The following is an 18,238-nucleotide window of genomic DNA, read 5'->3' as shown; positions in this document are numbered from 1 at the left end:
TTCAGACGCCCGGGTGGCTCTAATCCACAAGTCCACAGGAGTGTGTATGCGTCATTATGAAATCGTCTTTATTGTGCACCCCGATCAGAGCGAGCAAGTGCCCGCCATGATCGAGCGCTACAAGACCACGATCACCTCGCACGGTGGCCAGGTCCACCGCATCGAAGATTGGGGCCGTCGCCAACTGGCCTACATGATCGAGAAACTCGCGAAGGCTCACTACGTCTGCATGAACATCGAATGCGATCAAGCCACGCTCGACGAGCTGGAACACGCATTCAAGTTCAACGACGCCGTTCTGCGTCACCTGATCGTCAAGATGAAGAAGGCCGAAACCGGCCCGTCGCCGATGATGAAGGAAGTGCAGCGCGAAGAAGCCAAGAAGGCAGCTGCTACTACGCAGCCGTCGGAAGCGCAGGCTTAAGACACACTAATTTAAGCTACCAGGCAAAAGCCTCGCTCTCGCCAAAAGGTATATGAATCGGCTGCAACTTACGGCCAGCGTCGTTGAACGCGAACCGGTGCGGTACACCCCCGCCGGCGTTCCGATCGCAAGCTGCACGTTGCAACACCGCACTGAAGTCGTCGAAGCCGGCATCGCCCGGCAAGTTGAACTGACGATGCCAGCGGTGGCGGCCGGTGAGGCGAGCGGCAAGCTGGAAAGCTGTGCGATGGGCGTCGAAACGCTCTTCACCGGCTTCCTGGCGAAGAAAAGCCGCAACGCCAGAACCCTGGTATTTCACATCACAGCATTGCAGGACATTGGAAAGGACTGAACATGCCCCGCCCGACTGGTAAGAAATTCGACAAGCGTCGTCAGCAACAAAATCCGCTCTTCAAGCGCAAGAAGTTCTGCCGTTTCACGGCAGCTGGTGTCGATCAGATCGACTACAAAGACATCGAAACGCTGAAGGACTTCATCGGCGAAAACGGCAAGATCACGCCGGCGCGTCTCACGGGTACGAAGTCGCACTATCAACGCCAGCTGGATACGGCAATCAAGCGCGCGCGTTTCCTCGCGCTCGTGCCGTACACCGACCAGCACAAGGCCTAACCCGACGACGCGACAAGGAGCATCGGAATGCAAGTTATTCTTCTGGAAAAAGTCGTCAACCTGGGCAACCTGGGCGACATCGTCAAGGTGAAGGACGGTTACGCACGTAACTTCCTGATCCCGAACAAGCACGCACGCCGCGCAACGAAGGATGCAATCGCTGAATTCGAAGTCCGCCGCGCAGAACTGGAAAAGGTTGCGGCTGAAAAGCTGGCAGCTGCTCAAGCTCAAGGCGAAAAGCTGGCAGGCTCGACGGTTCAGATCGCTCAGAAGGCTGGCGTCGACGGCCGCCTGTTCGGTTCCGTGACGAACGCTGACATCGCTGAAGCCTTGGTCAAGCAAGGCTTCGCAGTGGAAAAGGCGCAAGTGCGTCTGCCGGAAGGCCCGCTGAAGCTGGTCGGCGACCACGCAGTGCAAATCTCGCTGCACACCGACGTTCTCATCGATGTGACGGTGTCGGTGCTGGGCGAACACGTCTAAGCCGACCGCGTCTAAGCCGACCGCGTCTAAGCTGACCGCGTAAGCATCGAAGCAATATTTGCCGGGTAGTCTCACCGGTGAAAGGCAGGGGCCGGGTGACCGGCCCCTGCCTTTTTTGTTGGCAGGTTTTGGCCTGGAAAGGCATATGTTTTAGCTTTCCCTTCGCGCTCATTTACCCCGATAATTCCATCCCATGAACGCACCGTCCAAAGATCCCCAGATCGAGTCGCTAAAAGTCCCGCCGCATTCGATTGAGGCCGAGCAATCGGTGCTGGGTGGCCTGCTGCTCGACAACGCCGCATGGGACCGCATCGCCGATTTTCTATCGCAGAGCGACTTCTACCGGTATGACCACCGCATCATCTTCGAACACATCGGCAAGCTGATCGCGGCGACGCGTCCGGCCGACGTGATCACGGTTTATGAAGCGCTGGGCACCTCGGGCAAGGCGGAGGAGGTGGGCGGCCTTGCGTATCTCAATGCGCTGGCGCAGAACACGCCGAGCGCGGCGAATATCCGGCGTTATGCGGAAATCGTGCGCGATCGCGCGGTGCTGCGCCGGCTGGTATCGGTCGCGGACGAAATCTCCGCAGACGCGTTCAATCCGCAGGGCAAAGAAGTCCGCCAACTGCTGGATGAGGCTGAATCGAAGGTGTTTTCGATCGCCGAAGACGGCGCGCGCGGCACGCAGGGCTTCCTGGAAATCGGGCCTCTGCTCACGCAGGTGGTCGAGCGGATCGACACGCTGTATCACACCGCCAATCCGAGCGATGTGACAGGCACGCCGACGGGTTTCGTCGACCTCGACCGGATGACCTCGGGTATGCACGGCGGCGAGTTGATCATCGTCGCGGGGCGGCCATCGATGGGTAAAACAGCGTTCTCGATGAATGTGGGCGAGTACGTGGCAGTGGAGTACGGCTTGCCGGTGGCGGTGTTCTCGATGGAAATGCCGGGCACCCAACTCACCATGCGTATGCTCGGCTCGGTTGGCCGGCTCGATCAGCATCGCATGCGTACGGGCCGTCTCACCGACGAGGATTGGCCGAAGCTGACGCACGCGGTGCAGAAGATGAGCGAAGCGCAAATCTTCATCGACGAAACCGGCGGTCTGAACCCGATGGAACTGCGCTCGCGCGCGCGCCGGCTGTCGCGGCAGTGCGGCAAGCTGGGTCTGATCATCATCGACTATTTGCAGCTGATGAGCGGCTCGTCGTCCGGTGAAAACCGCGCCACCGAAATTTCGGAAATTTCGCGCTCACTGAAGAGCCTGGCCAAAGAGCTCGATGTGCCGGTAATTGCCCTGTCGCAGTTGAACCGGGGCTTGGAACAGCGTCCGAACAAGCGTCCAATCATGTCGGATTTGCGCGAATCGGGCGCTATCGAGCAGGATGCCGACGTCATCTTGTTCATCTACCGCGACGAGGTTTACAACCCGGATAGTCCGGACAAGGGCACGGCGGAAATCATCATCGGCAAACAGCGTAACGGCCCGATCGGTCCTGTTCGCCTCACGTTTCATGGTCAATACACGAAGTTCGATAATTTTGCCGGCGCGCAAAACTTCTACGCGGAGTAAGGAGCAACCTGCCGGGGCGGCTGTAGCGGCATTTTCGAGAGTGCGACCCCATCCCGGGGACGGTACAATATTGCGGTTTTATGTCAGTCGCAATGTGACCAATTCCCGGGATTCCAATGTTCGGTCGATTCATGCCCACCGAGGGCAAGTTCTTTGAAATCTTCAACGCGCACGCAAAGTGCATTGTTTCCGCGAGCCACGAACTCGAGCTGCTGATCGACAATCTGCAAGACGCCGAGGTCCATAAGCAAAACGTGCAAAAGGCCGAAAAGGCTGCAGACAAGCTCACGCACGAAACCATCGATCTGCTGCACAAGACTTTCATCACGCCGCTCGACCGCGACGAAATCCACAAGTTGATCACCACGATGGACGACATCCTCGACCTGATGGAGGACGTTGCCACCGCAATCTCGCTCTATGACGTCCAGATGGTGACCTCTGAGGCTAGCCAGTTGGCGCATATCTGCACCGCGACCGCCGAGCGCGTGCAGTTCGCGGTCAGTCTGCTGTCGGACATGAAGCAGGCAAGCCAGATCCTGAAAGCCTGCGAGGATATCGACCGTCTCGAATCCGAAGCCGACCGCGTGTTGCGCTCGGCCATCTCGAAGCTCTTTCGCGAGGAAGACAACGTCAAGACGCTGATCAAGCTGAAGGCGATCTACGAACTGCTCGAAACCATCACGGACAAATGTGAGGACGTGGCGAATATTCTCGAAGGCATCGTGCTGGAAAACGCTTAATGCAATCGATACAACTCGCCATCTGGGTGGTCGCCACCCTGGTCGCCGTGTCGCTGGTGTTCGACTTCATGAACGGTTTCCACGACGCGGCGAATTCGATCGCCACGGTCGTCTCGACCGGCGTTCTGAAGCCGCAACAAGCAGTTGCCTTCGCCGCGGCTTTCAACGTCATCGCCTATTTCATCTTTCACCTGAAAGTTGCGCAGACAGTCGGCAAGGGCACGATCGATCCGGCCATCGTCGATCATTACGTGATTTTTGGCGCGCTGGTCGGTGCGATCGGCTGGAACATCGTCACGTGGTATTACGGTATTCCGTCGAGCTCGTCGCATGCGCTGATCGGCGGTCTGGTGGGCGCGGCGCTTGCCAAGTCCGGCTGGCATTCGCTCAACCTGGATGGGCTGATGAAGACTGTCGCGTTCATCTTCATCTCGCCGTTGCTGGGTTTTGTGCTCGGCTCGTTCTTCATGCTGGCAGTGTCGTGGATCTACTTCCGCACTCCACCCAGCAAGGTCGACGGACGCTTTCGCCGTTATCAACTGATTTCAGCCGGCATGTACAGCCTGGGGCATGGCGGTAACGACGCGCAGAAAACCATCGGCATCATCTGGATGCTGCTGATCGCGACCGGCTATGCATCGTCGTTCGCCGATGCGCCGCCGCTGTGGGTGATCGGCGGCTGCTATCTTTCGATGGGGTTGGGCACACTGTTCGGTGGCTGGCGTATTGTCCGCACGATGGGGCAGAAGATCACCAAGCTCAAGCCGGTCGGCGGTTTTTGCGCAGAATCGGGCGGTGCGATCACGCTGTTTATTGCCTCATTCCTCGGCATTCCGGTGTCCACGACCCATACGATTACCGGCGCGATTGTCGGCGTCGGCGCGACGCAAAAACTCAGCGCGGTGCGCTGGGGCGTGGCCGGCAATATCGTCTGGGCGTGGATTCTGACCATCCCCGCATCAGCGGTGCTCGCTGGGGCGGGATGGTGGCTCGGTCACCGTTTCCTCTGATTCTGGCCTTTGTTCCGATGCGGGCTGGCGCGCCCGCACTCAGATGAGCGGCGCGCTGCATCCGTCCATCGGGACGATCGCGCCTGTTACGTAGCTTGCGCGGCGGCTCGCCAGGAACAGCGCGACGTCGGCGATCTCCTCCGGCTTCGCGAATCTCCCGAGCGGCACCTTGGCCTCCCCGCGTGCCAGCGCTTCCTTTGTGTCGATCCCTTGCTGGCTGGCTTCCAGTTGCAACGCTTCCTCGACGCGCTCCGTCAGCGTCGCGCCCGGGTTGATCGCGTTGATGCGGATGCCATAGCGCGCGTAGTAATGCGCGAGCCCGACCGTTGCCAGCATCAGCGCGGCGTTGGCGGCGCCGCCGGCGATATGGATATCGCTCGCCATCTTGCCGCCCATGCCGATGATGTTGACGATCGTTCCCGGCTCGGCGCTGGCTCCCGATTTCACCCGTTCCGCCATGCGCTTCAACACTTCCTGCTGCGGATAAATGTACGGAAAGTACTTGGCTTCCATCGTTGCCCGGAAGGCTTCGGCGTTGAGCGTTTCCGGGTCGTAGCGACGGGCCGCGCCGGCGCTATTGATTAACACGTCGATCGGACCGACCGCCGTGGTAACTTCTTCGACGATATCGGCCGCGCCGTGTGGCTCGTGCAGGTCGGCGCGTGTGAGATGCACGTGCAGTCCCTCGCTCGCCAACTGCTCGCGGGCGCGGGCGAGATTCGCGGGATCGCGCGAGACGATTGCAACTTTGGCGCCTTCGGCTGCGAAGGCGCGTGCGCACGCGAGGCCGATTCCTTTGCTGCCGCCCGTGACCAGCACCACTTTGTCTTTCAGTCCAAGTTCCATGGTGAGTACCTTACCTGCCTGTCTTAGGAATATCGGAGACGATAGCAGATAGCTTAATCCTGCGTGTCAGACGGGGGCGAATGGCCTTCAGACCACCAGCTACATTTCCGGCGGTGTCCGTCAGAAATTGCCGTTGGCGAAGTGCGCGATGGGATCGTCGCTGGACTGCGTGGGGGCGGGGATCGCGCGTGACCCAGTCGAGGCTCGCATGATCTGCACACCGCCAGCGGAGCCGGTCACGCCTGCCTGCTGTTCCTGGCGAACGGCGACGGAGGCGGGGGGCGGCGGTTCGAAAGCATCGGCCGCGGCGTCGATCGGGTCTGGTGCGTGGGCGACGCTCGCCGGCACGGGCGAGCGCACAGGTGCTTGAGAATACCCAGTGGAAGAAGTCGCTGCCATGGCGCCCGCGTCCGTCTGCGGCCGTCCAGCCTGAACCGCGGCCGGCGAAACCGCACCTGCTTCACGCGCCTGCATCTGTGCGGCGCTCATTGCCGGAGGCGGCGGTTCGAACGCATCCGCAGACGCTGCGGCGGCGGGCTGGTTCATAGCGCGAGCTGAGGTGTCCGTCACTGGTGCCTGCATCGAGGCTGCAACCCGCTGCTGAGACACTTGCTGCAATGGAACGGCCACAGGCGCAGTTTCCGCATAAGCCGGTTGCTGCGGCTCCGCTACTGGCCGTTGCTGGGCAGGGACCACCGCTGCACCGCCCGCCGTACCCGCATACGAAGACGAAGCCTGCGGCACCGCCGGAGCAACCTTCTCCGGCGGATTCGAAGCCTGATACGTAGGCGTCTCGAACGGCGCTGGCGCGCGAGTCGGCGCGGCGACCCGGCGAATGCCGTCAAACCGTTTGGCCCAATACGGATTGGTCAGATAGTCGATGCGCACCGTGCCGCCCGTCGACGGTGCATTGACGAAGCGCAGTTTGCCGACATAAATACCGACGTGCGAGTGTGGGCGCCCCGTGGTGTTGAAGAAAATCAGATCGCCCGGCGCAACTTCATCGGGCTCGATCGATTCGCCGCTTCCGCTCATATCCGCCGTGGTGCGCGGCAGATTAACCGAGGCTGCGCGCGACACGACATAGCGAACCAGGCCGCTGCAGTCGAAGCCGCTATCCGGCGTATTGCCGCCCCAGCGGTACGGAATTCCGACCAGGCCCATCGCCTCAATAGAAATTTCCTCGCGTCCGACGCTGTGATCGACGAAGTTCGGGAAACCGGGCGGGGGAGTGCGATAAGCGCCGTTGGACGCCGAAGAAGAACCGTTTGAGTTGCGCGAAATCCGCTGCGGCTCGCTGGAACAGGCGGCGAGCAGCAGAAGGACCAGCAGCGAAAACCCAAGTCGGCGCATTGAGACAAGGCGAGCGTAAACACTCGCTTAAAGCGGGCGATGTCGGGATGGTAGCCCGTCCACCATGGCATGAGCAAGAGAAGTTGATAAATTACTTGAAGTTTACGTGCTAAGTGTGGCGCCGCCGGGACGTAACATCTGACCTGCGCAGGCCGACCTTACGAAAAAAGCCGCGCCCGGTGTAACCCGGGCGCGGCTTTGGAACAACTTTTAAGCCGTGAAACGGCAAACGGCCTGCTTCGAGCTCTGCTTACAAAATGTCCGACGCGTAATCGGCCAGACGCGAGCGTTCGCCGCGCGCCAGCGTCACGTGCCCGCTGTGCGCCCAGCCCTTGAAGCGATCCACCACGTAGGTGAGCCCGGAACTGCCTTCCGTCAGATACGGCGTATCGATCTGCGCAATGTTGCCAAGGCAGATGATCTTCGTCCCCGGACCCGCACGCGTGACGAGCGTCTTCATCTGCTTCGGCGTCAGGTTCTGCGCTTCGTCGATGATCAGATACTTGTCGACGAACGTCCGGCCGCGCATGAAGTTCATGCTCTTGATCTTCAGGCGCGAGCGGATCAGCTCCTGAGTCGCGGCGCGGCCCCATTCGCCGGCGGCGTCGTCGGTTTTCTGCAGGACTTCGAGGTTGTCGTCGAATGCACCCATCCACGGTTGCATCTTTTCCTCTTCCGTACCCGGCAGAAAGCCGATGTCTTCACCGACCGGCACGGTAGCCCGCGTCACGATGATCTCGTTGTAGCGCTTGTCGTCGAGCACCTGCGCAAGCCCCGCCGCGAGCGCGACGAGCGTCTTGCCGGTACCGGCCTGACCAAGCAGCGTGACGAAATCGATCTCCGGATTCATCAGCAGATTGAGCGCGAAATTCTGCTCGCGATTGCGCGCCGTAATGCCCCACACGTTGTTCTTGTGGTGGCCGTAGTCGCGCAAGGTCTGCAGCAGGGCGGTCTTGCCGTTCAGTTCACGCACCAGCGCGTGAAACGCCGGTTCGCCGTTTTGCGGCTCCAGATACACGAACTCGTTGACCAGCATCGAGGCGCACAGCGGTCCGGTCACGCGGTAATACGTGGTGCCCGTCTTGGTGTCCTGCCAGCTTTCCATGCCCTTGGCATGCTTGGTCCAGAAGTCCTGCGGCAGCGCGCGAATACCGGAATAGAGCAGATCCTTGTCTTCGAGAACCTGGTCGTTGAAGTAATCCTCGGCAGGCAGACCCAGCGCATGCGCCTTGATCCGCATGTTGATGTCTTTCGACACCAGCACGACCTGGCGGTCCATGCGGTCGCGTTGCAGGGCCCGTACGACACCGAGAATCTGGTTGTCCGCCTTGCCTTGCGGCAGGCCTTCGACCGGTTCGATATCCGTCAGCTTGGTCTGGAAAAACAGACGTCCGGCAGCCTCGCGGCTGCCCAGGCGCGACAGCGAAATGCCGTCCGACATATTGCCGCCGTTGGCGACCAGCGCGTCCAGCGTACGGCTGACCTGACGCGCATTGCGCGCGACTTCCGACATGCCCTTCTTGTGGTTGTCGAGTTCTTCCAACGTCATCATCGGCAGATAGACGTCGTGTTCCTCGAAACGGAACAGGCAAGTCGGATCGTGCATCAGCACGTTCGTGTCGAGCACGAACAGCTTGCGGGTTTCGACCTGTTCGGCTGCGCCGCCGCGCTTCTTGGCGCTGCCGCGGGTCGCTGCCGCCGGCGTGGCCGCCGTATTGGCCGCAGGCTGCTTGCCGGCACGGGCCACCACGGGTTCCGCGGTGGCGGGTTGCTCAGGCTCGGCGTGCGCGGGCTGCTGACGGGCGGCAGGCGCCGGCACTGGTTGCAGCAACGCGGCGGTTTGTTTGCTTTTCCGGCTGCGTGCGGGTGCAGCCTGTCCAGCGGCGCTATCGGCAGAAGAAGACGCAGGAACCGGCCGCAAGGTGGTAGCGGCATTGGCGGCGCGCGCCATCGGCGTCGCGACGTTGGCTTGGCCGAAATCGGCCGACTCTGCTTGCTCCCCGTCAACCGCCTGTTTTTTGGCGGACCGGGCCGGCGTGGCTTTAGCCTTGTATTCGTCAGCCGGTAAGAGATTGCCGAGCTTGCTGGGTGCGGTAGGCAAAGGCATGGTTTCCCTCGAAATAATCGGGTCACATATCGTGCGCCGCCTGTCGCATTCTGCTGGTGTGCCAAAAGGCCCACGCAGTTTGCGCCCGGAGGCGCGCTTCGGTCTAAAAATGCCGGTTCGCCTGGTTTTCGATCGGCTCCTTGACGAGAGCGCGTGGCCGGGTAAAAGAACGGCTTCGCGCAATTAAAAAAGCCGCCGCCCCGGCAAACGGGGCAAGCGGCTCGACTTCGGTCATCGCGTTGCGCCTCACTGCCTCGACTACAGAGGCGTGACATGCGGCGCAGCCGCGGAAAGTATGGGGTGGACAGGCACTCATTGCAGCCCAATATAACGCGCCTCACAGCGCTTGTACAGCCTCCAGAATTTCATCGACATGACCTGGTACTTTCACGCCACGCCACTCGTGGCGCAGGACGCCCTCGCTGTCGATGACAAACGTGGATCGTTCGATTCCCCGTACTTCTTTGCCATACATTTTCTTCATTTTGATGACGTTGAAGAGCGCGCAGAGCGTTTCTTCCGGATCGGAGATCAACGGGAACGGCAGTTCGAGCTTGGCCTTGAAATTGTCATGCGAGCGCAGGCTGTCGCGCGAGACGCCGAGAATCTCGGCACCGGCCTTCTTGAACTTCGGATACAGATCGCGGAACTGCAGACCTTCGGTCGTGCAGCCTGGCGTGTTGTCCTTCGGGTAAAAATACAGCACCACCTTTTTGCCCCGAAGACTGGACAGCGTAATCTCGCCACCGGTTGCGGGGGCGGTAAAGTCGGGGACGGGTTGGTCGACTGCGATGGGCACGAGGTTCTCCGGTTGTTATGGTCAGGCGTCGGGCTACTCTGCCGCGCCCCGGCTCACGACGGCTGCACGATCAGTTCGCCGGAACGGCCAGGAATTTCACCCCAGGTGACAGGGTACGATGGCAGCGTGCTGCGGTCCAGCGCGGCATGATAGTCGCCCATCGTGGCGAACGTGTGGCCTTGAGCGCGCCAGCCGTCCAGCAGTTGTTCGAACACCGGCGCGAGCTTTTGGCCTTCGAGTTCGGCGTGCAGCGTGTACACCTGGTCGTGGGGATTGTTCTCGGTGCGCTTCAACATCCACGCGGCAACGTTGTCCAGATCGATGCCGTCGACGCCCAGCACTTCATCGAGCGTGGGCAGTGTGGTGGGCATCTGCACGTGCGAGAGGGTCTTGCCGTCCACGACGGGGAAGTACGGCGAATGACCGCGCCCATCGGAGGCATACTGCATGCCCCACGCGTCGATCTGCTCGAACGCATGGCCGTTCATCTGCCAGCCGGCGGCCCCGTGCGTGACGGGCGGCGTGCCGAAGATCTCGATGAAACGGGAGTGACTCGCCTGCATCTGCGCGACCGTCCAGTCACGCGCCCGCGAGCGCACGTTGTCTTGCCAGTAGACGTGATCCCACGTGTGAATGCCGCATTCGAAACCGGCCTCGTGGATCGCACGCATCTCCGACGCAGCCCGCGCGCCGATGTCCGGCCCGGGCAGCAACACGCCATACATCAATTGCTTGATGCCGTAATGCTCGACCACGGAAGTGCGCGAAACCTTCTGCAGAAACCCCGGGCGCAGCACGCGGCGCATCGCCCAACCGGTGTGGTCGGGCCCGAGGCTGAACAGGAAGGTGGCGCGCGCCTTGAAACGGTCGAAGATGCGGGCGAGGTTCGGCACGCCTTCGCGGGTGCCGCGCAGCGTGTCGACGTCGATCTTCAGGACGATTCGAGCCAAGGATCAGCCCTTATTTATTGCTGTTCGACCAGAGCACGCGCTTCTGCGACGTGGCCGCGATACGCTTCGAAAATCTTGCGCAGCGCTTCGTCGAAAGTCGACTTCGGTGCCCAGTTGAGTTCCTGCATCGTGTTGTCGATCTTCGGCACGCGGTTCTGCACGTCCTGGTAGCCCGCGCCGTAGTAAGCACCCGACGACGTTTCGACCAGTTGCACCTGCTTGGCCGTTTCCGCGTATTCCGGGAATTCGGCGGCGAGCGCCAGCATCTTGTGCGCGAGCTCACGCACGGAGAAGTTGTTGGTCGGGTTGCCGATGTTATAGATCTTGCCGGTGGCGACGCCGTCCTTGTTCTCGATGATCTTCATCAGTGCGCCGATGCCGTCGTCGATATCCGTGAAGGCACGCTTTTGCGCGCCGCCATCTACGAGGCTGATGTTCTCGCCGCGCACGATGTGGCCAAGGAACTGCGTGACCACGCGCGAGCTGCCTTCCTTCGGCGTATAGATGGAATCGAGGCCCGGGCCGATCCAGTTGAACGGACGGAACAGCGTGAAGTTGAGGCCTTCCATGCCGTAGCCCCAGATTACGCGGTCCATCAACTGCTTCGAGCACGCGTAGATCCAGCGCGGCTTGTTGATCGGGCCATACGACAGTTGCGACTCTTCCGGGTCGAACTGCTCGTCCGTGCACATGCCGTAGACCTCGGAGGTGGACGGAAACACGAGGTGCTTGCCGTACTTCACCGCCGAACGCACGATGGGCAGGTTCGCCTCGAAGTCGAGCTCGAACACGCGCAGCGGCTGCTTCACGTAAGTGGCCGGCGTGGCGATCGCAACGAGCGGCAGGATCACGTCGCACTTCTTTACGTGATACTCGACCCACTCCTTGTTGATCGTGATGTCGCCTTCGAAGAAATGCATCCGCTCGTGGTTGATCAGATCACCCAGGCGTTCGGTCTGCATGTCCATGCCGAACACTTCCCAGTCGGTCGTTTCGAGAATGCGCTTGGACAGGTGATGGCCGATGAAGCCGTTGACACCCAGAATCAGGACTTTTTTCATTGATGACGGGAAGATTGAATGAGCTGGGAGAATTCGGCAGGGGAGACGACGGGCTCTTGGCCTTCGTGCTGGCGCCGCAATTCGTGGATGGCGATGGCGCGGCCATCGCCGCACACCGCAAAAAACGCATTATCGCTTACGTGGAGGCCGGGGGGCAAATCTGAGCGGAGCGCGCCCGGACGGGCAAGACGCGCCCGCGCGACGACGAAGCGCTGACCGTCGATCTCGGTGAACGCGCCTGGATAAGGCGGCGCCACGGCGCGGATCAGGTTGTAGACGTCCTGAGCCGGCTGGTTCCAGTCGATCCGGCCGTCTTCGGGCTTGCGCCCGCCGAAGTAGCTGCCATGCGCCAGATCGTTCGGCAGATGTGGTGCCTCGCCGGCGAGCAGCGCCGGCAGCACGCGCCAGAGCGTCTGCTCGGCGGCCACGGTGACCTTGTCGAACACCTGCGCGGCGGTATCGTCCGGCAGGATCGGCACCGGCGTTTGCGCGATGATCGCGCCTGCGTCAGGTTTGGCGGCCATTTCGTGCAACGTGGCGCCGGTTTCGGTTTCGCCCTTCAACACGGCCCAGTTGGTCGGCACGCGGCCGCGGTACTTGGGCAGCAGCGAGCCGTGCATGTTGTAGGCGCCGCGCGCGGCCAGCGCGAGCAGGTCGACCGGCAGCATGTGGCGGTAGTAGAACGAGAAAATGAAGTCGGGCCGCGCGGCGCTCACCGCGGCGCGCAGTTCGTCGCTCTTCGGATCGGCGGGCGTCACTGTGGGGATGCCATAGCTCGCGGCCACCGAAGCAACGCTGCCGAACCAGATGTTCTCGGTTGCGCTGTCCTCGTGGGTGACCACCAGCGCCACTTCGACGCCGCGCGCCAGCAGCACTTGCAGGCAGCGCACGCCGACGTTGTGATACGCGAATACAACCGCGCGTGGCTTCATGGATTCGGTCCCTGATCGATGAGCGGCGCCGGCTGAACGGCCTGCACCAGCGCCTGACGGGGCGCCTCGGCGACGGTGGTGCCGTCGCGCTGTTCGAGAATCGTTTGCACCAGATAACGGGGACGGGCTCGCACCTGCTGGTAGATCCGGCCAATGTACTCGCCGAGCAAACCAAGCGCGAAGATGATCACGCCGAGCAGGAAGAACGTGATAGCGAACAGCGTGAACACACCTTGCACTTCCGCGCCGATGATGAAGCGGCGAATCAGCAGCAGCACGAACAGGCCTGCGGAGCCCAGCGAGAGGATTACCCCAATGAACGACAGCCATTGCAGCGGCACCACCGAGAAACCGGTGACGAGGTCGAAGTTCAGACGAATCAGCGAGTACAGCGAATATTTCGATTCGCCCGCAAAGCGCTCTTCGTGTGCGACTTCGATTTCCACCGGATTCTGCGCGAAGGTGTAGGCGAGCGCCGGAATGAACGTATTGATTTCACCGCAGCGGTTGATCGTGTCGATGATGTGCCGGCTGTAGGCGCGCAGCATGCAACCCTGATCGGTCATCTTGATGCGGGTAATGCGTTCGCGCAGACGGTTCATTGCCCGCGAGGCCTTGCGGCGCCACAGGCTGTCCTGGCGCTGCAGGCGAATCGTGCCCACGTAGTCGTAGCCCTCACGCATCTTCGTGACCAGCTTGCCGATTTCCTCCGGCGGGTTCTGCAGGTCGGCGTCGAGCGTGATGACGATCTCGCCGCGCGCCTGCTCGAAGCCGGCGAGAATCGCCATATGCTGGCCGTAGTTGCCGTTCAGCAGGATCACGCGGGTCGTGTCCGGCCGGTTGCGGAACTGCTCGGCCAGCAGCGCGGCGGATTTGTCGCGGCTGCCGTCGTTGATGAAGATCACTTCATAGCGGGTGCCGAGCGCGTCGAGCGCCGGGTACAGGCGCGCAAACAACGCGGCCAGACCGGCTTCCTCGTTGTACACCGGAATGATGACCGAGACTTCCGGCGTATCAGACATCGGAGAGCGATGTTCCGTTTGACTCATTTCCGCTTATTTTCCGTATTGTTCGCAAATTTCGTTGACCGCCTGGCAGACCCGCGCCACGTCGCCTTCGTTCATCAGCGTGAACAGCGGCAGCGTGACCGTGGTGGCGCCGAAGCGCTCTGCATGCGGGAACATGCCTTCCTTGAAGCCGCGTGCGCGGTACAGCGTGAACAGGTGGATGGCCGGATAGTGCACACCCGAACCGATGCCGCGCTCCTTCAGCTGACCCATGAAGCCGGCGCGGTCGATGGAGAGCTTCTCGAGCGGCAGCGTGATCTGGAACATGTGCCAGTTGCTGTTATCGAAGTCAGCAAACGGCAGACCCATGCCGAGCGTAACCGCTGCACCGCCTTCAAAACCCGCAAAGTAGGCCCGCACGAGCTTCTTGCGCTGCGCGAGGAAACGCTCCAGATGCGGCAGCTGGCCGAGGCCGACTCGCGCCGCCACGTCTGTCAGATTGTATTTGCCGCCGAGCACGTCGCAGTCCATGCCGTCGAAGCCCGTGCGGGTGACGCCTTGCAGCCGGTACTTCTGGGCGAGGATGGCTTCTTCCTCGTTGTTCAGCACCAGCGCGCCGCCTTCGATTGAAGTCAGATTCTTGTTGGCGTGGAAGCTGAACGACACCATGTCGCCGAGCTTGCCGATGCGCTCGCCCTTCCACGTCGAACCGAACGCCTGCGCCGCGTCTTCGACCACGCGCAGCTTGTGGGCGCGGGCGATCTCATAGAGACGGTCCATGTCGACCGGCAGGCCCGACAGATACACCGGGATGATCGCCTTGGTGCGCGGCGTAATGGCCTTCTCGAGCAGATCCAGATCGATGTTGCGGGTCTTCGGATCGATGTCGGCGAATACCGGCGTCGCCCCGGTTTCGTAGATCACGTTGCTGGTGGAGACCCACGAGGCGGGCGTCGTGATGACTTCGTCGCCTTCGCCCACACCGGCAATGCGCAGGCCGATCTCGAGCGTGGCCGTGCCGGAGTTGAAGGTGCGCACGGGACGGCCGCCGCAGAATTCCGACAGCGCGGCTTCGAATGCCTGGTTCTGCGGGCCGGTCGTGATCCAGCCGGAGCGCAGCACTTCGGCTACGCCCTGGATGGTCTCTTCGTCGATTTCCGGACGGACAAACGGCAAAAACGGGACTGATGACTGGCTCATGAATGCTTCGCTCGATAGAAATAGGGCGGCAACCAACAACAACGACGTCCGGCAAGGATACTTCGGCAATCCGGGGCGCGGTCAGCGGGTATAACGCTGCCTGCGCGGGGTGCTTACCACCTCTTACAGCCCGGCATGCCATGCCGGCCCTCAACGGTAACAAACTGCTTGCGGTAACCGGCAAAAACCGGTTCACACCGGTTCAGAGCCTGACGGCGCCTAGCTGCGCGCCAGTACGACGACGCCAATCAGAATGATGCCGATACCGACGAGCCGCTGAACCGACAGCACCTCGCCGAACAGATACCAGGCGGCGAAGGCGTTGACGACATACCCGAGCGAGAGCATCGGATAGGCGATCGACACATCCACACGCGAGAGCCCGATCACCCACACCGCGACGCTGATCACATAGCAACCGAGGCCGCCAATGATCGGCAACTGGGTCGCCAGCTTGAAGCCAATGGGCAGGATGTTCGCACGGGTGAATTCGAAGTGTCCAACGGCATTCGTACCGGCCTTCAGCAGAAGCTGGGCGCAGGCGTTCAGCGTGACGCCGGCAAGAATGCAAAAGAGCGAAATCGGGTTCATCAAGGGTTCAGGTCCTGATATGGGGTCATTGCTACGGATTTGCTATAGCGGGGCTTGCTGCGCCTGGCGCTGCGGCGCCGGCATTGCCTGCGTCGCCAGCCAGGGGCTTTTCGACGATCACCCGGCGCGGGTCGCGGGCGATGACCTGCATCGGCACATGCTCGGCCAGCAGCTTCTTGTACCGGTCCGGCGGAATCAGCGCGAGGGCGTAGCGGTCCGCGTCCCAGCGTTTGATCCACTCGTCGAACGTCGGGACCCACTTTTGCGGTTCGACGGACACGCCGAAGGCCAGTTCATCTGGATGTTCGACCATGATCATCGTGTGGTCGACATAGAACGGCAAGGTGTGATCGAGCACGCCGACCGAGTAGAACGGCGTATCGGGCGGCAGCTTGGCCATGGCAGCCTTGATGGCGGGGGCGAGCGGAGCGCCGGAACTCAGACGCCCGAACACGTCGTGACCCGTGCCGGCAATGGTGCCCATCAGCAGCCAGGCCGCGCCGAACGTGGCCGTGGCGCCAAGAATGCCGGCGCGGCTATGGCGGTTCAGCCACAGCGCGGCGAGCGTCAGCGCAAAGGCGACGCCGAGGGCGGCCAGCACCCAGACGCGATAGGCAATGTACAGCTCGGTGGGATTGCGATCGTCGCCGAGGTGGCTCATGAACAGCGCGCCCACCGCGGCGATCACCAGAAACACTGCGTAACCCGTCAGATGACGGCGCAGCATGGCCGGACTCACCAGCGGCAGGTACATGCCGATCAGCAGCGCGAGCGCCGGGGCGATCGGCAACGTGTAGGACAGCAGCTTCGAATGCGACGCGCTGAAAAACAGGAAGATGAACGCTGCCCACACCAGCAGCATGGCGACCGGCGAGAAGCCGTTCGGCTGGCGCGGCAGGCGCAGCGCGTGGCGGATGCTTTGCACGCTGATGGAGAGCCAGGGCAGGAAGCCCACCAGGATCACCGGCACGAAGTAATAGAACGCGCCGGGGCGGTTCTGCTCGGGCGTCAGATAGCGTTTGAACTGCTGGACGATAAAGAAGAAATTCAGGAATTCCGGATTGCGTTGCTGTACCAGCACGAACCACGGCGTGGCGATCGCGAAGAACAGGATCAGGCCGCCGATCAGATGCAGGCGCTTCCAGAGCGCCCAGTCGCGGGCCACCAGCGTGTACAGCACCAGCACCGCGCCGGGCAGGATCAGGCCGACGAGGCCTTTGGAGAGCACCGCGAGCGCCATCGACGCCCAGCAGATCCACATCCACAGCCGCACCTGGCCGGTAGGCAGGTTAGGGCGCTGGGCGAGCAGCAGCGCGCAGAGCGTCAACTCCATCCAGAACGACAGGCCCATATCCAGCGTGTTGAAATGGCCCATCAGGTTCCAGTACGGCGAGGTCGCCAGCACGATGGCCGCGAACACGCCGGTGGCGGCATTGAAGACTCGCGCGCCGGTGAAGCCGAGCAGCAGGACGCCAGCGAAGCCGGTCAAGGCCGTGTAAAGCCGCGCCTGCCATTCGCCGATGCCGAACCATGCAAACGTCAGCGCATTGGCCCAGGTTTGCAGCGGCGGCTTCTCGAAGTATTTGTAGCCGTTGTAACGCGGCGTGATCCAGTCGCCGGTCAGGAACATCTCGCGCGCCATTTCGGCGTAGCGGCCTTCGTCGCTCGGCAGCAGGTGGCGCCAGCCGAGCGGCACGAACCAGACAAGGGCAAGTGCCAGCACCAGCAGCAGGATGGTGGTGCGGTTGAGCGGTAGCCGGGACGGCATATCGTTCATGGATGATCAGCCTGTTCTTTTACGATGCCGCATGGGCGGCATTTCGGTGTTGTTAGGGGTGCACGCCGGGTTGCGCAGGGCCGGCCGCCGAGAGCCGTCGCGCGGTTGGCGCTCAAAACGGCCATGGCCCAGGGTGCGCCGCGCCGGTCAGGCTTCGATCAGCAAGGCGGCCGCGACCTTGCGGCCCTCGGCCATCAGAATGTTGTAGGTGCGGCAGGCGGCCTTGAAGTCCATCGTCTCGACGCCGATCCGGTGTGCCGCGAGCGCAGCGGTCAGCCGCGGATGGGGAAAACGCAGCCGATCGCCGCTGCCGAAGATCACTACTTCCGGCGCCGGCTCGACCAGCATGGCGAAATGCTCCGGGCTGAGGGCCTCGAAAGAAGCCACCGGCCAGGCAATGACAGGGCTTTCCGGCATCACGAGGATGCTGCCCACATGGCGCTCGAGATTGATTTCGACATAGCCGGCGCCGTAACCGGTCACGGTGTTCAGGGCGCCGCTCGAATCCTGGTGTAATTTCAAATTGGTTTTCCGAAGTCGTTCGTTCCGCGGCAGAAAAGCGTCGCGCAATGGACACGAAGCGGCCGAAAGGGCTTCTGCATGCACTTGGTGCATTGCGGAAGTCGGCCAAAATCCGCTAAATTATAACTTTTTAGCCGCCCAGCGGCGCCCCCCGCTTCGCGTGCCGCCATAAGCCGCGCCCGAAGCAGCTGCTGGGCCCCGGTCGACGCGCCGGGCCAAGCGTGGTC

Annotated in this window: 20 protein-coding genes; 7 read left to right on the top strand and 13 right to left on the bottom strand. The window is 61.9% G+C overall.

What is annotated here, in order from left to right; genetic code table 11:
- Positions 1-46 precede the first annotated feature (46 nt).
- The 7 genes from rpsF to P3T24_RS14090 all read left to right on the top strand — a co-directional run bounded on the left by rpsF (position 47) and on the right by P3T24_RS14090 (position 4,866).
- Positions 47-424: a 30S ribosomal protein S6 gene (gene rpsF, locus P3T24_RS14120; protein ID WP_074264856.1), complete on the top strand. Its 378-nt coding sequence runs from the start codon at positions 47-49 to the stop codon at positions 422-424.
- Between the two features lie 52 nt (positions 425-476).
- On the top strand, positions 477-776 hold the full coding sequence (gene priB, locus P3T24_RS14115; RefSeq protein ID WP_074264855.1) for a primosomal replication protein N: 300 nt from the start codon (positions 477-479) through the stop codon (positions 774-776).
- 2 nt (positions 777-778) lie between these two features.
- Positions 779-1,054 carry a 30S ribosomal protein S18 gene (rpsR, locus tag P3T24_RS14110; protein ID WP_074264854.1) on the top strand — a complete coding sequence of 92 codons (276 nt, stop codon included), beginning with the start codon at positions 779-781 and terminating at the stop codon, positions 1,052-1,054.
- Positions 1,055-1,081: 27 nt separating this feature from the next.
- Positions 1,082-1,534, top strand: coding sequence for a 50S ribosomal protein L9 (gene rplI, locus P3T24_RS14105; RefSeq protein WP_429435446.1), 453 nt, complete (start codon positions 1,082-1,084; stop codon positions 1,532-1,534).
- A gap of 193 nt (positions 1,535-1,727) precedes the next feature.
- On the top strand, positions 1,728-3,113 hold the full coding sequence (locus P3T24_RS14100; protein WP_074264852.1) for a replicative DNA helicase: 1,386 nt from the start codon (positions 1,728-1,730) through the stop codon (positions 3,111-3,113).
- A gap of 116 nt (positions 3,114-3,229) precedes the next feature.
- Complete coding sequence (locus P3T24_RS14095; protein ID WP_074264851.1) at positions 3,230-3,856, top strand: DUF47 domain-containing protein; 627 nt, start codon at positions 3,230-3,232, stop codon at positions 3,854-3,856.
- Complete coding sequence (locus tag P3T24_RS14090; RefSeq protein ID WP_074264850.1) at positions 3,856-4,866, top strand: inorganic phosphate transporter; 1,011 nt, start codon at positions 3,856-3,858, stop codon at positions 4,864-4,866. The genes P3T24_RS14095 and P3T24_RS14090 overlap by 1 nt, the downstream gene beginning before the upstream one ends.
- 39 nt (positions 4,867-4,905) lie before the next feature.
- Here P3T24_RS14090 and P3T24_RS14085 read toward each other — a convergent pair whose 3' ends face one another.
- From P3T24_RS14085 to P3T24_RS14025, 13 genes are all read right to left on the bottom strand, one after another.
- On the bottom strand, positions 4,906-5,712 hold the full coding sequence (locus P3T24_RS14085) for an SDR family NAD(P)-dependent oxidoreductase (RefSeq protein WP_429435443.1): 807 nt from the start codon (positions 5,710-5,712) through the stop codon (positions 4,906-4,908).
- Positions 5,713-5,832: 120 nt separating this feature from the next.
- Positions 5,833-7,065: an NlpC/P60 family protein gene (locus tag P3T24_RS14080; RefSeq protein WP_429435441.1), complete on the bottom strand. Its 1,233-nt coding sequence runs from the start codon at positions 7,063-7,065 to the stop codon at positions 5,833-5,835.
- 250 nt (positions 7,066-7,315) lie between these two features.
- Positions 7,316-9,172: a PhoH family protein gene (locus P3T24_RS14075; RefSeq protein WP_429435439.1), complete on the bottom strand. Its 1,857-nt coding sequence runs from the start codon at positions 9,170-9,172 to the stop codon at positions 7,316-7,318.
- Positions 9,173-9,275: 103 nt separating this feature from the next.
- Positions 9,276-9,407, bottom strand: coding sequence for a hypothetical protein (locus P3T24_RS14070; RefSeq protein ID WP_302050851.1), 132 nt, complete (start codon positions 9,405-9,407; stop codon positions 9,276-9,278).
- A 102-nt stretch (positions 9,408-9,509) separates the two neighbouring features.
- A complete protein-coding gene (locus tag P3T24_RS14065) occupies positions 9,510-9,971 on the bottom strand; it encodes a peroxiredoxin (protein ID WP_074264846.1) in 462 nt (153 codons plus the stop codon).
- A 53-nt stretch (positions 9,972-10,024) separates the two neighbouring features.
- Positions 10,025-10,921 (bottom strand): polysaccharide deacetylase family protein, encoded by an 897-nt coding sequence (locus tag P3T24_RS14060; protein WP_429435436.1) that lies wholly within the window; start codon positions 10,919-10,921, stop codon positions 10,025-10,027.
- Between the two features lie 14 nt (positions 10,922-10,935).
- Positions 10,936-11,982 (bottom strand): bifunctional UDP-4-keto-pentose/UDP-xylose synthase, encoded by a 1,047-nt coding sequence (locus P3T24_RS14055; RefSeq protein ID WP_074264844.1) that lies wholly within the window; start codon positions 11,980-11,982, stop codon positions 10,936-10,938.
- A complete protein-coding gene (locus P3T24_RS14050) occupies positions 11,979-12,914 on the bottom strand; it encodes a formyltransferase (protein ID WP_429435434.1) in 936 nt (311 codons plus the stop codon). Before P3T24_RS14050 ends, P3T24_RS14055 begins: the two co-directional genes overlap by 4 nt.
- Positions 12,911-13,963: a glycosyltransferase gene (locus P3T24_RS14045; RefSeq protein ID WP_074264842.1), complete on the bottom strand. Its 1,053-nt coding sequence runs from the start codon at positions 13,961-13,963 to the stop codon at positions 12,911-12,913. Before P3T24_RS14045 ends, P3T24_RS14050 begins: the two co-directional genes overlap by 4 nt.
- Before the next feature lie 6 nt (positions 13,964-13,969).
- Positions 13,970-15,121 carry a DegT/DnrJ/EryC1/StrS family aminotransferase gene (locus P3T24_RS14040; RefSeq protein WP_429435431.1) on the bottom strand — a complete coding sequence of 384 codons (1,152 nt, stop codon included), beginning with the start codon at positions 15,119-15,121 and terminating at the stop codon, positions 13,970-13,972.
- Positions 15,122-15,340: 219 nt separating this feature from the next.
- Entirely contained in the window at positions 15,341-15,712 is a 372-nt protein-coding gene (locus tag P3T24_RS14035) for a DMT family transporter (RefSeq protein WP_074264840.1), read from the bottom strand.
- Between the two features lie 31 nt (positions 15,713-15,743).
- On the bottom strand, positions 15,744-17,489 hold the full coding sequence (locus P3T24_RS14030; protein ID WP_429435429.1) for a glycosyltransferase family 39 protein: 1,746 nt from the start codon (positions 17,487-17,489) through the stop codon (positions 15,744-15,746).
- A gap of 147 nt (positions 17,490-17,636) precedes the next feature.
- Positions 17,637-18,011: an Mth938-like domain-containing protein gene (locus P3T24_RS14025; protein WP_074266094.1), complete on the bottom strand. Its 375-nt coding sequence runs from the start codon at positions 18,009-18,011 to the stop codon at positions 17,637-17,639.
- Between the last annotated feature and the right edge of the window lie 227 nt (positions 18,012-18,238).

The organism is Paraburkholderia sp. GAS33 (assembly GCF_050436645.1).
GTDB lineage: Bacteria > Pseudomonadota > Gammaproteobacteria > Burkholderiales > Burkholderiaceae > Paraburkholderia > Paraburkholderia phenazinium_B.
Note: the sequence above shows the minus strand (reverse complement) of the source record. Positions and strands in the feature narration are given on the sequence as shown.

Excerpts from the sequence above, each read along its gene's own strand:
- rplI (WP_429435446.1), top strand. The coding sequence starts at position 1,082 with ATGCAAGTTATTCTTCTGGAAAAAGTCGTCAACCTGGGCAACCTGGGC.
- P3T24_RS14100 (WP_074264852.1), top strand. The coding sequence starts at position 1,728 with ATGAACGCACCGTCCAAAGATCCCCAGATCGAGTCGCTAAAAGTCCCG.
- P3T24_RS14095 (WP_074264851.1), top strand. The coding sequence starts at position 3,230 with ATGTTCGGTCGATTCATGCCCACCGAGGGCAAGTTCTTTGAAATCTTC.
- P3T24_RS14055 (WP_074264844.1), bottom strand. The coding sequence starts at position 11,982 with ATGAAAAAAGTCCTGATTCTGGGTGTCAACGGCTTCATCGGCCATCAC.
- P3T24_RS14030 (WP_429435429.1), bottom strand. The coding sequence starts at position 17,489 with ATGAACGATATGCCGTCCCGGCTACCGCTCAACCGCACCACCATCCTG.
- P3T24_RS14090 (WP_074264850.1), top strand. The coding sequence starts at position 3,856 with ATGCAATCGATACAACTCGCCATCTGGGTGGTCGCCACCCTGGTCGCC.
- P3T24_RS14075 (WP_429435439.1), bottom strand. The coding sequence starts at position 9,172 with ATGCCTTTGCCTACCGCACCCAGCAAGCTCGGCAATCTCTTACCGGCT.
- P3T24_RS14050 (WP_429435434.1), bottom strand. The coding sequence starts at position 12,914 with ATGAAGCCACGCGCGGTTGTATTCGCGTATCACAACGTCGGCGTGCGC.
- P3T24_RS14085 (WP_429435443.1), bottom strand. The coding sequence starts at position 5,712 with ATGGAACTTGGACTGAAAGACAAAGTGGTGCTGGTCACGGGCGGCAGC.
- priB (WP_074264855.1), top strand. The coding sequence starts at position 477 with ATGAATCGGCTGCAACTTACGGCCAGCGTCGTTGAACGCGAACCGGTG.
- P3T24_RS14080 (WP_429435441.1), bottom strand. The coding sequence starts at position 7,065 with ATGCGCCGACTTGGGTTTTCGCTGCTGGTCCTTCTGCTGCTCGCCGCC.
- P3T24_RS14045 (WP_074264842.1), bottom strand. The coding sequence starts at position 13,963 with ATGAGTCAAACGGAACATCGCTCTCCGATGTCTGATACGCCGGAAGTC.
- P3T24_RS14070 (WP_302050851.1), bottom strand. The coding sequence starts at position 9,407 with ATGACCGAAGTCGAGCCGCTTGCCCCGTTTGCCGGGGCGGCGGCTTTT.
- P3T24_RS14040 (WP_429435431.1), bottom strand. The coding sequence starts at position 15,121 with ATGAGCCAGTCATCAGTCCCGTTTTTGCCGTTTGTCCGTCCGGAAATC.
- rpsF (WP_074264856.1), top strand. The coding sequence starts at position 47 with ATGCGTCATTATGAAATCGTCTTTATTGTGCACCCCGATCAGAGCGAG.
- P3T24_RS14035 (WP_074264840.1), bottom strand. The coding sequence starts at position 15,712 with ATGAACCCGATTTCGCTCTTTTGCATTCTTGCCGGCGTCACGCTGAAC.
- rpsR (WP_074264854.1), top strand. The coding sequence starts at position 779 with ATGCCCCGCCCGACTGGTAAGAAATTCGACAAGCGTCGTCAGCAACAA.